Here is a 12541-nt window from a genome sequence, read left to right as displayed (position 1 = left end):
GAGGGTGGATGGAGGCAGGCCGCTCTTGCCGTGCGCGCCGCGACACCGCGATCGGTCAGGCCGGTACGGAGGGCAGGCGCGCACTGTCAAACGTGCGCCCTACCGGGCCATCCGACACTTCCGCCCGCGCCGTGGCGGCCAGCGCGGCGGAGGCGACGGTGATGTCCGGCGCGGCAAGGGCTCGCGCATAGGCCGGCTGGAGATGCTTCAGCGCATCCGCCGTGGCGCGCGACCGCGCCGCCAGCCCGGCGAGATCGTCGGCGAAGCGGATGCCCGCCAGCGTCAGGCCGAGCACGGGCAGCAGGACGGCGAAGAAGCCGATCCAGCCCCTGAGCGCATGGAGCCCCTCGACGATCGGCACCTGCCACGGCGCGGGTTGCGGCCCGATGAGGCGCACCACGAGCAGGGCGGCGAGGAAGCCGAGCAGCAGCAGCGCCGTCCCGGCGAACAGCCGGTCGACCGTGCGGCGCAGGCCCCGCTCCAGGCCGGACAGCCGGTGGGCCCTCGCCTGATGATGGTTGATCTGCCCGATCAGGTCCGCCGTGTGCGTCGCCGCGAGCACGGCCTGCTGATAGGCGGTGTCGAGCACCGCGCCGGGGGGCCCGAGTTCGCGCAGCGTCGCCCGGATGTACCAGACCACCCAGGCGTCTTCCCGGTGGGGGACGTCAACCGGCCGACGCAGGGCGTCATGGGCGCCGAGCAACCCGAGGAAGCGCAGAGTGTGCAGCGCCTGTGCCAGCGCGCGGTAGTCCCGCGCCTTGGCGCGCCAGCGGCCCCGCCGCCCGCGCGAGACGACAAAAGCGATCAGTCCGATCGCCGCGATCTGGCCGACCGCCAGCCCGGCCGATCCCATCAGCGCATGAACATGCGCCGCGACGCCCGTCGCGCCCTCCTCGCCGCCCGCCGCCAGGCCGATCAGCGCCAGCAGCACCGCGACGACCGCCAGCAGATAGCCCATCACGCAGGCGCTGCGATAGGTCATCGCGTAATGCGCGGCCAGCGCCTCCGCCGTGGTGCAGCGCGGCACCAGCACGGCGCGCATGTCGCGCGTGAAGGGACCCGCATCCGGCGCCCGCTCGAAGAAACCCTGCCAGCTCTTGTAGGTGGCATCGAGATCGCGGTGCACGATGCGGCGCGGCCAGGTCCAGAAACGCCAGCCCCGTTCCAGCCAGGCATAGGCCGGCCAGGGCGTGGTGGCGGGCGGGCGCTCGACATAGAATTCCCGCAGGCGCTCGACCACGTCGGCAGGCCGGGCGTCGAGATGCGTGCCGCGGCGATGCGTGACGCCACGATGCCCGCTTTCGGGCGAATGCGACTCGTCAGCCTTGCGCGTGGGCGGCAGGGCGAACAGCCCCGCGATGGCGGCAGCGATCGGTCCGTTTGTGGCATCGGCGAGCTCGGCCGCGCGATCGATGTCCGCCAGAGCGGTGATCACCCGTGGTGGAGCGTCCGTGTCGGGCGCGATCCAGATGACCGGGATGCCCTCGCCGAGGGCACGGGCCACCACCTGCGCGGTACCGCCGGACGCCATGGCTGGCCGCCCGTCCCACACCGCGACGAGAAGATCCGACTGGTGCACGAGGAACTCGTCGAGCCGCGCAGAGCCGGCGGCTTCGCTCTCGGCGCCTCGCCCGTCCTCGGGCAGTTCGATCACGGCAGTGGCGCGGACCAGCGCGGCATCGAAGGCCGGCCGCAGGTCCCGATCACCGTTGGTACCGGGCGTCAGGGCCTCGCGGCAGCGCTCGCGCGCGAAGGGCAGCAGGACAAAGCCCTGCCAGCCTGCCGGCAGGGCTTCCAGAACCGCCGGATCGGCGCCCTCGGCAAGACCGGCGAGCAGGCGAAGCCGGGGGTCGGCCGGCGCGAAGATCCCCTGATGCGCGTCGCGATGCCGACGGGTCGCCCCATCGATCGCCGCCAGCGTGGAGCCGACGGAGCGGACCATCGACGCCCGTGCGCTCTCCGGCAGATCGGCCAGGTGGTGCCCCACAAGGCCGATCGACAGGCTGATCTCAGGCTTTTGCGGCAGGGGGATCATATCGGCGGTATTCCATTGCTAACAAGAGGTTCGGCCAATTCGGCCCGTGCGGGCCCGGGGGCCGGCATAGCAGCATTGACGCCGAGCTGTCCCCCCTCTCCGCGCGCGATCGCGTCGATCCGCCTTGTCCTCACGCAGGGCGTAGACAACGAAAATCCCGGACCGGCCGCGCCGATCCGGGATCATGGGGAAACCCGCAGGTCCGAGAGGATCAGAAGCTCGCGTCCGTCACCTGGTCGGGGGTCGCCATCTCGGTGCCGAACCACTTCTTCTGCAGGGCGGCGAGGCGCCCGTCATGCTTCATCTTGATGATGACCGCGTCGACCGCGTCCATCAGCGACTTGGCGTCCGCGGCCTTGGTTCCGATATAGCCGAAATAGACCGGCTTGCCGAACGGCGGCTCGACGACTTCGAACACGTCGGGCTTGGACTTGGCGAGGAAGGCGATGTTGGGCAGCGAATTGGCCACCGCGACGACGCGACCGGCGCCGAGATCCGCGTAGGACTGGCTGAAGTCGACATATTCCTGGATGGTCGGCGGGGTCGGCAGGGTCTTGGCGAATTCCTGCAGCTGCGCGAGCTGGGCGGTCGCCTTGGCGCTGCCCACCTTCTTGCCGGCGATATCCTCGGGCTTCAGGATCGAGGTGTCGCCCTTCTTCTTCAGGATGGCGACGGTGGCATTGGCGATCGGCGAGGTGAAGCGGTAGCGCTCCATGCGGGCCTTGGTGATGGTGGCGGGTCCGGCCACCATGTCGAACTTGCCGGCCTCGAGGCCCGGCAGCACGCTCGGCCAGGGCAGGTCGAGGAAGGCGATCTTCACGCCGAGTTCCTTGCCGATCTCGGCGAAGATCTCCTTGTTCATGCCCGCCTGCTTGCCGTCCTCGACGAAGTCGAACGGCGCGAATTGCAGCTCGGTGCCGACGGTGAGTTCGCCCTTGGCCTTGGCCTTGGCGAGCAGGTCCTCGGCCCGGGCGAGACCGGTCAGCGCCATCGAAGCCGCGACGCCGAGCGCGGCAATGCGCAGGGTGCGGGTCACGGCCGAGCGCCGGTTAAGCTGTTTCATGTAATTCTCCTGTTCCCCTGCCAGGGTCCGGGCAGCCTCATGCCACCGGCCCGACCTTGTGGATTTAAGTATAGACATAATGAATTGCGTGCCGCAACGCGGCACACGCCGCCACCGATCCTTGCCGCCTAAGGCGCCGCGGCACCCTCGGAGCCCTGCCAGAACACGTTACGCTCGAAGTAGTTCTGGAGGAACTGGCGCAGCCGGGAGTTCTGGTTCTCGCGGAACACCTCGTTGGGTGAGCCGGAGGCGGCGATGATGCCGTGGTCGATGAACATCACGGTGTCGGCGACCTGGGCCGCGAAGCCCATTTCATGCGTGACCACGGCCATGGTCATGCCCTCGCTGGCGAGGTCGCGCATCACCTGCAGCACCTCGCCGACCAGTTCGGGGTCGAGTGCCGAGGTCGGCTCGTCGAACAGCATGATGTGCGGTTCCATGGCCAGCGCGCGGGCGATGCCGACGCGCTGCTGCTGGCCGCCGGAGAGCTGGCTGGGATAGGCCTGCGTGCGATGGCCGAGGCCCACCTTTTCCAGCATGGCCCGCGCGCGCCGCGCCGCCTCCTCGCGCGGCATGCCGCGCGAGAGCTTCAGCGGCATGGCGACATTCTCCAGCGCGCTCATGTGCGGCCACAGGTTGAACTGCTGGAACACGAAGCCGACATTGCGCCGCACGCGGTCGACCTCGGCATCGGAGACCCGCCGGCGCCCGCCATTCTCCAGCGAGAAGCCGAGCAACTCGCCCTCGATATAGATCTCGCCCTCGCTGTATTCCTCGAGGAAGGCGATGCAGCGCAGCAGGGTCGACTTGCCCGAGCCGGATGGCCCGATGATGCAGGTGACTTCGGATTTCTTGATCTGCAGGTCGATGCCCTTGAGCACCTCGGCCGAACCGAAGCGCTTCCACACGCCGCGCACGTCAATGATCGGGCGGGAATTGGGGGTCTTCTCTTCAGCCATGTCCGCCCTCTCCGGTTCAGTTCTGGGTGCGCAGCATGAAGCGGCCGACCCGCTTCTCCAGCCGGCGCGCCGCGGCGGTGACGATTTCGAGGAACGCCCAGTAGACGAGCGCGAGGAACAGCAGCGTCTCGGCGAAGGCGAAGGTGGTGGAGCCGATCGACTGCACCACCGAGGTCAGTTCGTTGACGGTGATGACCGAGAGCACCGCCGTCTCCTTGGACAGCAGCACCGTCATGTTGGCCAGCGCCGGCAGGATGATGACCAGCATCTGCGGCAGCTGCACATGGCGCACGATGGCGAGGCGCGAAATGCCCATCATGCGCGCCGCCTCGATCTGGCCGGGCGGCACGGAGACGAAGCCGGCGCGGAAGATCTCGGAGAAATACGCCCCGCCATAGAGCGCCAGCCCGGCCACGCCCGCCACCATCGGGGTGAGGTCGAGCCCGAAGAACGGCCCGCCATAATAGATGATGAAAAGCTGGATGAGGAACGGCGTGCCGCGCATGACGGCGACATAGACATTCAGCGGCGCCGCGATCCAGCGGTTGGTGAGCAATTGCACCACCGCGACCATGAGCCCGATGGCGAGCCCCATTACCGTGCCGCCGGCCCAGATGAGGACGGTCAGCACCATGCCGTCGAGCAGGTCGCGCCAGTTGTCGGTGAGGATGGCGAGATTGAAGGTCACGAGGTGGCGCTCCCTTCGATACGAGTCGCGGTTCGAGGCTGCCGGGGACCGACATGGGCAGCGATTGGTCTCTGTCCCTCACCCCAACCCTCTCCCCGACCGGGAGAGGGGGTCAAGATGGTCGCTCCAGCAAGGCTCATCGCGCCGTCTCCGCCTTGAACCGTCCCTCGACCAGCGTGCCGGCCGAGGAGATGACGGCGTTGATGACGAAATAGATCGCCCCCGCCGCGAGGTAGATTTCGAGCGGCTGGAAGGTCGACGTCGCGATGTTCTGGGCGAGCCGGGTCAGTTCCAGCACGCCGACCACCGAGATGAGCGAGGAGGCCTTCACCATCATGGTCGTCTCGTTGACCAGCGCGGGCAGCGTGAAGCGCACCGCCATCGGCACCTCGATGCGGGTGAGGATCTGCGCGCGGGACAGGCCCACCATGCGCGCGGCCTCGATCAGCCCGGGCGGAATGCCGAGAAAGCCGCCGCGCAGGATCTCCGCGATATAGGCGCCGGTGCACAAGGCGAGCGTGCCCACCGCCGCCACCGAGGACGGCACGTTGAGGCCGATCAGCGGCAGGCAGTAATAGGAGATGAGCAGCTGCACCAGCAGCGGAACGCCGCGGAAGAAGCTCACATAAAAGGCAGCGACGCCCCGCCCGAGGCGCGAGGAGGACAGGCCCGCCGCGCACATCAGCGTGCCGATGCAGAAGCCGATCGCCACCGAGGTGAGCGAATAGACCACGGTCCAGACCGAGGCCTGCAGCAGCATCGGCAGGGATTTGACGATGATCTCGGTATTGAACATCAAGGCTCCCGACGCGGCGTCCGATGGGTGACGCAGCGTAGCAATTTTCCCGCCATGTCCGTCGATTCAGGCGCCGCCGGCAAGGCCGGCCTGCCGCCGCGCGCGGGCGTAGCGGTTTTCCGGCATCGGCAGGCCGAGGCTGGCCCGCAGCGTGGTGCCCTCGTATTCCTCGCGGAACAGGCCGCGCCGGCGCAGTTCGGGCACGACCAGCTCGGTGAAATCCTCCAGCGCCGCCGGCAGGGTCGGGCACATCACGATGAAGCCGTCCGCCGCGCGGGTCTGGAACCATTCCTCCATGAAGTCGGCGACCATGGCCGGCGTGCCGGTGATGCCGTTGCCGGTGTGCTTCTCGCTGAACAGGTGGATCAGTTCACCCACCGTGTGGCCCTTCATGACGAAATCGGTCAGTTCGTCGAACAGCGCCTTGGAGCCCTTGGGCGCCGACGGCAGACGGTCCTTCGGGAACGGGGCGTCGAGCGGCACGCCGGAGAGGTCCGCTTCCAGGAACTCGGCGAGCATCGCCCGGCCGACATCGGGGTGCAACTTGCCGGCGAGATAGGCGACCTTCTCGCGCGCCTCGGATTCGGTGCGCCCGACATTGATGACCACGCCGGGCATCACCTTCAGCTCGTCCGGCCCACGGCCGAAGCTCGCCATGCGCTCCTTCAGCGTGGCGTAGAAGGCCTGGCTGCGCTCCAGATTGGAGGCGAGCGAGAACACGATCTCGGCGGTTTCCGCCGCCAGTTCGATGCCCGCCGCCGATCCGCCGGCCTGGGCGATCACCGGCCGCCCCTGCGGCGTGGCGGCGATGTTGAGCGGCCCGCGCACCTGGAAGTGCTTGCCCTTGTGGTTGAGCGTATGGAGCTTGTCCTTGTCGTAATAGACGCCGCTGTCACGATCGAGCTTCAGCGCATCCTGCTCGAACGAATCCCACAGCCCGAACACCACATCGACGAATTCCTTGCCGCGCTCATAACGCAGCGCGTGCGGGTCCAGCCCCTCGCGGTTGAAATTGTAGCCGGTCTCGTCATGGTCTGACGTGACGACATTCCAGCATGCACGCCCGCCGCTGAGATGATCGATCGAGGCGAAGATGCGGGCGAGGTTGAACGGCTCGTAATAGGAGGTGGAGGCGGTGGCCACCAGTCCGAGACGCGACGTCGCCACCGCCAGCGCGGAGAGCAGCGTCATCGGCTCGAAGCGGTTCATCTTGGTCGGCAGGCGGCACAGCGCCTCGGGATCGCCGATGGCGGCGGCCGGCGAATCCGCGAGGAACAGAAAATCGAACTTGGCGGCTTCCGACATCTGCGCCACCTTGAGCAGGTGAGCGAAATCATTGGCGCCGTTCACGTCGCTGCCCGGATGCAGCCAGCCGGCCGGGTTGTAGCCGAACGTGTACACGAAGGTACCGAGCTTCAACTTGTCCGAACGTCCCATGGCTGCCATCTCCTGCGCAGCACCATTTTATATGTATAGACTTATTTGTCGAGATCGTCGGCACTGCCCGCCAACAGGGGCGTGACCGAGGCGCGAACCGGCCGCCGCAGTCCTGGCGCCTCTGCGGCACCCGTGCCCACGCCCGCCCCGTCATCCGCCCACGCCCGACGCCGCCTTGCGCGAGATGACGCGCACCCCCGGGCAATGAAACGGGCTCGCCCATTTCGGAACATCACGGTTTTTGCCGGTTACTGTTGCGCAAGCACACGCCTCGCGGCGCAGCGTTCCAATTGGGCAGATCCCTCGTTTCGCCGCATCTAAAACGACCCCATCCATTCCGCACCGGAATGCGCCGGCGGGGCCTGCTGGCGGATCCGGCTGCGCGATCGGCCAGTCCATTGGGGCCGCATGGCGGTCGCCTGTCGAATCAAACTGTCGAGGTAGCGCGATGTCTCCCGGATCTCCCCTGTCGACCGTTTCCGCGGCCCTGTTCGGCATGACACTCGGCGTCGCCGGTCTGGCCGGCAGCTGGCGCGCCGTCCAGCTCGCCACCGACCTGCCGCGTCAAGTGGCCGGCGTCATCGAGCGCACGGCCTCGCCCTATAACGCCGCCCGGCACGGCGGACTGGAGCGGCTCGACCGGCGCGCCTTCGCCTCGCTCCGGCCGTAGACCGCGCCAAGAGCCTCCCCCGGCCCTGCCGACCGCCCGGCTGCCGTTTGGGAAAAATTCTCGCCGCGATGTCGGATTAGCCTTCCCCCGTTCGTCCTCGTGTCGCGGGCGCCGGCCTGCCTTGGCCGCGCCGCGCCATGGAGCCCGAGGGGGAGGGAAAAGCAATGAACGTCCAGCCTTATCTGATGTTCAACGGCCGCACCGAGGAGGCCATCGCCTTCTACACGGTGGCGATCGGCGCCAGGCTGACCACGCTGATGCGCTTCAAGGACGCGCCGGATCCGCCCCCGCCCGGCATGATGCCGCAGGACTGGGGCGACAAGGTCATGCATTCCAGCTTCACGGTGGGCGACGCCGAGCTTCTGGCCTCCGATGGCTGCCAGTCCGACGGCGCCGCCTTCGCCGGTATCTCGCTCGCGCTCACCGTCGCGTCACCCGAGGAGGCCGAGGCGGCATTCGCCGCGCTCAAAGAAGGCGGCGAGGTGACGATGCCCCTGGCGCCGACCTTCTTCGCGCCCCGCTTCGGCACGCTGACCGACCGTTTTGGCGTATCCTGGCTCATCGTCGCGTCGGCGATATAAGGGGAGGCTGGAATGGCGCAGCAGGTCTTCATCCTCGTCGGCACCCGCAAGGGGGCCTTCATCCTCGAAAGCGACGGCGCACGCCGCGACTGGACGCTGCGCGGTCCGTTCTGCGAGACCTGGCCGACCCATCACGTGGTCGCCGATCCGGCCAGCGGCACGCTCTATGCCGGCGGCGGCAATGAATGGTTCGGCCCGGCGGTGTGGAAATCGACCGATTTCGGCGCCTCGTGGACCCATTCGAGCGAGGGCCTCGCGTTCGAGGCCGGGCAAACGCCGGTCAAGGCGGTCTGGAGCCTCGCCGTCGGCGCGGATGGCCGGCTTTACGCCGGCGTCGAGCCGGCCGGGCTGTTCGTGAGCGCGGATGGCGGCGAGAGCTGGAGCCATGTCGAGGGCTTGCAGAACCACCCGACGCGGCCGGAATGGAATCCCGGCGGCGCCGGGCTGATCCTCCACTCGCTGGTGCTCGACCCCGCCGACACGAACAAGATCTGGGTCGGCATCTCGGCCGCCGGGGTGTTCGCCACCGAGGATGGCGGCGCCAGCTGGGAGCCGCGCAACCGTGGCACGCGCGCCGACTTCCTGCCCGAGGGGCAGAATTATCCCGAATTCGGCCAATGCGTGCATTGCCTCGTGCGGGCGCCGGGCGGCGGCGCGCGGCTCTACCAGCAGAACCATTGCGGCATGTACCGCTCCGACGATGGCGGCAGGCGCTGGGAGAGCATCGAACAGGGGCTGCCCTCGTCCTTCGGCTTTCCCGCCGCTGTCCATCCGCGCGATCCCGACAGCCTCTTCCTCATCCCGCTGAACGGCGACATCAAGGGCCGCTTCATGCCCGGGGGCAACACGGCGGTGTGGCGCACCCGCGACGGCGGGGCGAACTGGCAGGCGGGGCGCGCTGGCTTGCCGCAGGGCGACGCTTACTTCAACGTGCTGCGTCAGGCGATGGCGACGGACACGCTGGAGCCGGCCGGAGTGTATTTCGGCACCAATGCCGGCGCCCTCTATGGCAGCATCGACGAAGGCGACACATGGACCTGCCTCGCCCCCTATCTGCCGACCATCACCTCGGTCGAGACGCTGGTGATGGAGCGGTGAGGATACCGGCAACGGAGGCGCACGGCATGGGCGAGGACGCACCGTCGCAGACGCCGGGCGAGGCGCGGGCGCCCGTGCTGGTGCGCCTGCCGCCCCATCTCGTCGTGCTGTTTCCCGATGCCGAGCCGCGCGTCGCGCTTCAGGCCGGCAGCGTGGCGGAGATGGTGGCGGCGCTGGACCGGCGCTGGCCCGGCATGCGCGCGCGCATCTGCGACGAGACACCGGCCATCCGTCGCCATGTCAACGTGTTCGTCGACGGCCGGCGCGCTCGCCTCTCCACGGCGCTGGCACCCGGTGCCGACGTCTTCATCATCACCGCGATCAGCGGCGGCTGACGCGCCTCTCGCCGGCATCATCCGGCCCTCGCATCGTGGGAGACCCGCATGTTCTATGCCCTGCTCTGTTACCATCAGGAGGATGTCGTCTGCGCCTGGACGCGGGAGGAGGACGACGCGGTGATGGAGAGGCTCGCCGTGGTGCACGAGCGGCTGGCCCGGGCGGGCAAGCTCGGCCCGGCGGCGCGTCTGCTGCCCACCACCGCCGCCACCACGCTGCGCAAGGACCAGGATCCGCCGCTGGTGCTCGACGGCCCCTTCGCCGAGACCAAGGAGCAGTTGCTCGGCTTCTATCTGCTGGATTGCGTGGATCTGCAGGAAGCGCTGGCCATTGCCCGCGAGCTTGGCGTGGCCAATCCCGGCGGCGCCTATGAGGTGCGCCCCACCAGCCTTTTCCTCGACGGTGGCGCGCGGGGATGAAGCAGGAGGAGGCGCGCCGGATCGGAGCGACCCTCACGGCGGCGCGCCCGCAGGCGATCGCCGCGCTGCTGCGCCATTTCCGCGATCTCGACCTGGCGGAGGAGGCCTTTCAGGAGGCCAGTCTCCGCGCGCTCAGGACCTGGCCGGAAAACGGCCCGCCGCGCGATGCCGCCGCCTGGCTGATCTTTGTCGGCCGCAACATCGCGCTCGATACGGTGCGGCGCCGGGCGCGGCAGGCCGAGTTGCCGCCCGAGGACGTGCTGTCCGACGCGCTCTCCGATACCGGCGACGCCGAGGCGGAGATCGTCGAGCGGCTGGATGGCGCGCAGTATCGCGACGACGTGCTGCGCCTCCTGTTCATCTGCTGCCACCCGGACCTGCCGGCGGCGCAGCAGATCGCGCTGGCGCTGCGCATCGTCTCCGGGCTCTCCGTGCGGCAGATCGCCCGCGCCTTTCTCGTCAGCGAGGCGGCGATGGAGCAGCGCATCACCCGGGCCAAGGCCCGCGTGGCGCGCGCGGACGTGCCCTTCGAGGCGCCGGGCGCGGTGGAGCGGGCGCAGCGTCTGGGCGGGGTGGCGGCGATGCTCTATCTCGTCTTCAACGAGGGATATTCCGCCGCCGGCGACACATCCGCCGCCCGCGAGCCGCTCTGCGAGGAGGCGATCCGCCTCGCGCGGCTGCTGTTGCGCCTGTTTGCCGCCGAGCCCGAAATCATGGGCCTCGCCGCCCTGATGCTGCTGCAGCACGCCCGCGCCCGCGCCCGCTTCGATGCCGCCGGCGCGGTGATCCTGCTCGACCGGCAGGACCGCCGGCTCTGGAACCGGGCGATGATCGCGGAAGGGCTGGCCCTGCTCGACAAGGCACTGCGCCACCGGCGACCCGGCCCCTATCAGGTGCAGGCCGCCATCGCCGCGCTGCATGCCCGCGCGCCGACGCCCGAAGCGACCGACTGGGGCGAGATCGACCTGCTTTATGGCACGCTCGAAATCATGCAGCCCTCCCCGGTCGTCACGCTCAACCGGGCGGTGGCGGTCTCCAAGTTGCGCGGCCCGGAGGCGGCGCTGGCGCTGGTGGAGCCGCTCGGCGACAAGCTGTCGGGCTATTTCCACTATCACGGCCTGCGCGGCGCGCTGCTGATGCAGCTCGGCCGAACCGCCGAGGCGCGCGAAGGTTTCATGGCGGCGATCCGCCTCGCCACCACCGCCGCGGAAGCCGCCCATATCCGCGCCCATCTCGACGCCCTGAAGTGAGGTGCCCCGAAGAGAGGCGGCCGGCGCGGGAACGTGCCGCCATCAGGCCGTCGCGGCCACCTTGGCCTCCAGCGCCGCGAAGCTGAATGCCGCGATCGGCAGCGCCGTCTCCCCATGCTGTGCGAGATCGGCGAGGATTTCCCCCACCACGCTGGCAAACTTGTAGCCATGGCCCGAACAGGGCGAGGCGACCACGACATTGGGCACGCCGGGCAGCGTATCCAGCAGGAAATCCTCGCCGGGCAGCATCGTGTAGCGACAGGTGGCGGCCGCGAGGCGCCGCCCCGCCGCCAGCGGCAGGCGGCGGGCAATGAAATCGTCCAGCAGCGCCGTATCGGCCTCGTTTACCGGCGGGTTCGGCGCGTCGGGATCTTTGATCGGCTCGCGGAAATGCGCGTGCTTGCCCACCTTCACCCCCGCGCCGTCGAGCTGCGGAAAACCGAAGAAGGAGCCGACCGGGCCGGCATCGCGCAGAAACACCGGCAGGGCGCCGAGCGCGGTGGCCGCCTCATCCTTCGGCGCGTACCACGCCACCACCTGGCGGATCGGGCTCGCCAGCGCCGCCAGCGCCGGCACAAGCTGACCGATCCACGGCCCCGTCGCCGCCACCACGCGGCCCACCCTTACGCGCTCCTCGCCGACATGAAGGGTCACACCGCCATCGTCGGGGGCGATGGCGGTGACGCGGGCCGGCATGCGGATATGCGCGCCGTGGCGCCGGGCAAGGTCGAGACAGGCCGCGACCGCCGCTTCCGGCCGCACGAATCCGCCCTGCGTCTCGAATACGGCGATCTCGTCGGCATCGAGCGCGAAAGCCGGATAGCGCCGGGCCATGTCCGCGGGATCCAGTACCTCGTGGTCAAGATCATAGGCGCGGCAGGAGGCCAGCGTGCCGGAGACGATGGGGCTGTCCGGCCGGCCGATCTGCAGCACGCCGGTAATGGTGAGCACGTCCTGCCCGGTGTCCCGCTCCAGCGCCCGCCAGTTCGCATAGGCGCGGCGCAGCAGCGGCACGTAGCTCGGATCCTCGAAATAGCCGAGCCGGATGATACGGCTGTCGCCGTGCGAGGAGCTTAGACCATGAGCCGGCGAATATGCCTCAAGCCCGAGCACCCGCTGCCCGCGTGCCGAAAGATGCGCCAGCGCCGCGCTGCCCATGGCACCCAGGCCGATCACGGCAACATCATAGTCGAGAGCGGTCATCCGGGG

Annotated in this window: 13 protein-coding genes; 6 read left to right on the top strand and 7 right to left on the bottom strand. The window is 69.0% G+C overall.

Annotation, left to right across the window (positions count from 1 at the left end):
* Positions 1-55: 55 nt before the first annotated feature.
* The 6 genes from QOZ99_RS12370 to QOZ99_RS12345 all read right to left on the bottom strand — a co-directional run bounded on the left by QOZ99_RS12370 (position 56) and on the right by QOZ99_RS12345 (position 6978).
* On the bottom strand, positions 56-2035 hold the full coding sequence (locus tag QOZ99_RS12370; RefSeq protein ID WP_306890285.1) for a hypothetical protein: 1980 nt from the start codon (positions 2033-2035) through the stop codon (positions 56-58).
* 211 nt (positions 2036-2246) lie between these two features.
* Positions 2247-3098, bottom strand: a complete 852-nt coding sequence (locus QOZ99_RS12365; protein WP_370876842.1) for a transporter substrate-binding domain-containing protein — start codon at positions 3096-3098, stop codon at positions 2247-2249.
* 128 nt (positions 3099-3226) lie between these two features.
* Positions 3227-4057, bottom strand: a complete 831-nt coding sequence (locus QOZ99_RS12360; protein WP_306890284.1) for an amino acid ABC transporter ATP-binding protein — start codon at positions 4055-4057, stop codon at positions 3227-3229.
* A gap of 16 nt (positions 4058-4073) precedes the next feature.
* Positions 4074-4745, bottom strand: coding sequence for an amino acid ABC transporter permease (locus tag QOZ99_RS12355; RefSeq protein ID WP_306890283.1), 672 nt, complete (start codon positions 4743-4745; stop codon positions 4074-4076).
* Positions 4746-4881: 136 nt separating this feature from the next.
* Positions 4882-5541 (bottom strand): amino acid ABC transporter permease, encoded by a 660-nt coding sequence (locus QOZ99_RS12350; protein WP_306890282.1) that lies wholly within the window; start codon positions 5539-5541, stop codon positions 4882-4884.
* A gap of 66 nt (positions 5542-5607) precedes the next feature.
* The gene (locus tag QOZ99_RS12345; protein ID WP_306890281.1) at positions 5608-6978 is read right to left on the bottom strand and encodes an LLM class flavin-dependent oxidoreductase; all 1371 of its coding nucleotides are present in this window, start codon (positions 6976-6978) and stop codon (positions 5608-5610) included.
* 448 nt (positions 6979-7426) lie between these two features.
* On the opposite strand from QOZ99_RS12345, the gene QOZ99_RS12340 reads away from it, so the two are divergent.
* From QOZ99_RS12340 to QOZ99_RS12315, 6 genes are all read left to right on the top strand, one after another.
* Positions 7427-7648, top strand: coding sequence for a hypothetical protein (locus QOZ99_RS12340; RefSeq protein WP_306890280.1), 222 nt, complete (start codon positions 7427-7429; stop codon positions 7646-7648).
* Between the two features lie 164 nt (positions 7649-7812).
* The gene (locus QOZ99_RS12335; RefSeq protein WP_306890279.1) at positions 7813-8229 is read left to right on the top strand and encodes a VOC family protein; all 417 of its coding nucleotides are present in this window, start codon (positions 7813-7815) and stop codon (positions 8227-8229) included.
* A gap of 12 nt (positions 8230-8241) precedes the next feature.
* Complete coding sequence (locus tag QOZ99_RS12330) at positions 8242-9327, top strand: WD40/YVTN/BNR-like repeat-containing protein (RefSeq protein ID WP_306890278.1); 1086 nt, start codon at positions 8242-8244, stop codon at positions 9325-9327.
* A gap of 26 nt (positions 9328-9353) precedes the next feature.
* Entirely contained in the window at positions 9354-9662 is a 309-nt protein-coding gene (locus QOZ99_RS12325) for a MoaD/ThiS family protein (RefSeq protein ID WP_306890277.1), read from the top strand.
* A gap of 48 nt (positions 9663-9710) precedes the next feature.
* A complete protein-coding gene (locus tag QOZ99_RS12320) occupies positions 9711-10082 on the top strand; it encodes a YciI family protein (protein ID WP_306890276.1) in 372 nt (123 codons plus the stop codon).
* Positions 10079-11332: an RNA polymerase sigma factor gene (locus tag QOZ99_RS12315; RefSeq protein WP_306890275.1), complete on the top strand. Its 1254-nt coding sequence runs from the start codon at positions 10079-10081 to the stop codon at positions 11330-11332. Before QOZ99_RS12320 ends, QOZ99_RS12315 begins: the two co-directional genes overlap by 4 nt.
* Positions 11333-11374: 42 nt before the next feature.
* Here QOZ99_RS12315 and solA read toward each other — a convergent pair whose 3' ends face one another.
* Entirely contained in the window at positions 11375-12535 is a 1161-nt protein-coding gene (solA, locus tag QOZ99_RS12310; RefSeq protein ID WP_306890274.1) for an N-methyl-L-tryptophan oxidase, read from the bottom strand.
* Positions 12536-12541 lie beyond the last annotated feature (6 nt).

The sequence above is a fragment of the Ancylobacter amanitiformis genome, assembly GCF_030814815.1.
In the GTDB taxonomy this organism is placed as follows: domain Bacteria; phylum Pseudomonadota; class Alphaproteobacteria; order Rhizobiales; family Xanthobacteraceae; genus Ancylobacter; species Ancylobacter amanitiformis.
The sequence above is the reverse complement of the archived record's forward strand: the minus strand, read 5'-3'. Positions and strand labels throughout refer to the sequence as shown.

Coding starts and splice junctions, on each gene's coding strand:
- QOZ99_RS12360 (WP_306890284.1), bottom strand. CDS start 4,057: ATGGCTGAAGAGAAGACCCCCAATTCCCGCCCGATCATTGACGTGCGC.
- QOZ99_RS12370 (WP_306890285.1), bottom strand. CDS start 2,035: ATGATCCCCCTGCCGCAAAAGCCTGAGATCAGCCTGTCGATCGGCCTT.
- QOZ99_RS12335 (WP_306890279.1), top strand. CDS start 7,813: ATGAACGTCCAGCCTTATCTGATGTTCAACGGCCGCACCGAGGAGGCC.
- QOZ99_RS12320 (WP_306890276.1), top strand. CDS start 9,711: ATGTTCTATGCCCTGCTCTGTTACCATCAGGAGGATGTCGTCTGCGCC.
- QOZ99_RS12365 (WP_370876842.1), bottom strand. CDS start 3,098: ATGAAACAGCTTAACCGGCGCTCGGCCGTGACCCGCACCCTGCGCATT.
- QOZ99_RS12330 (WP_306890278.1), top strand. CDS start 8,242: ATGGCGCAGCAGGTCTTCATCCTCGTCGGCACCCGCAAGGGGGCCTTC.
- QOZ99_RS12345 (WP_306890281.1), bottom strand. CDS start 6,978: ATGGGACGTTCGGACAAGTTGAAGCTCGGTACCTTCGTGTACACGTTC.
- solA (WP_306890274.1), bottom strand. CDS start 12,535: ATGACCGCTCTCGACTATGATGTTGCCGTGATCGGCCTGGGTGCCATG.
- QOZ99_RS12315 (WP_306890275.1), top strand. CDS start 10,079: ATGAAGCAGGAGGAGGCGCGCCGGATCGGAGCGACCCTCACGGCGGCG.
- QOZ99_RS12325 (WP_306890277.1), top strand. CDS start 9,354: ATGGGCGAGGACGCACCGTCGCAGACGCCGGGCGAGGCGCGGGCGCCC.
- QOZ99_RS12350 (WP_306890282.1), bottom strand. CDS start 5,541: ATGTTCAATACCGAGATCATCGTCAAATCCCTGCCGATGCTGCTGCAG.
- QOZ99_RS12340 (WP_306890280.1), top strand. CDS start 7,427: ATGTCTCCCGGATCTCCCCTGTCGACCGTTTCCGCGGCCCTGTTCGGC.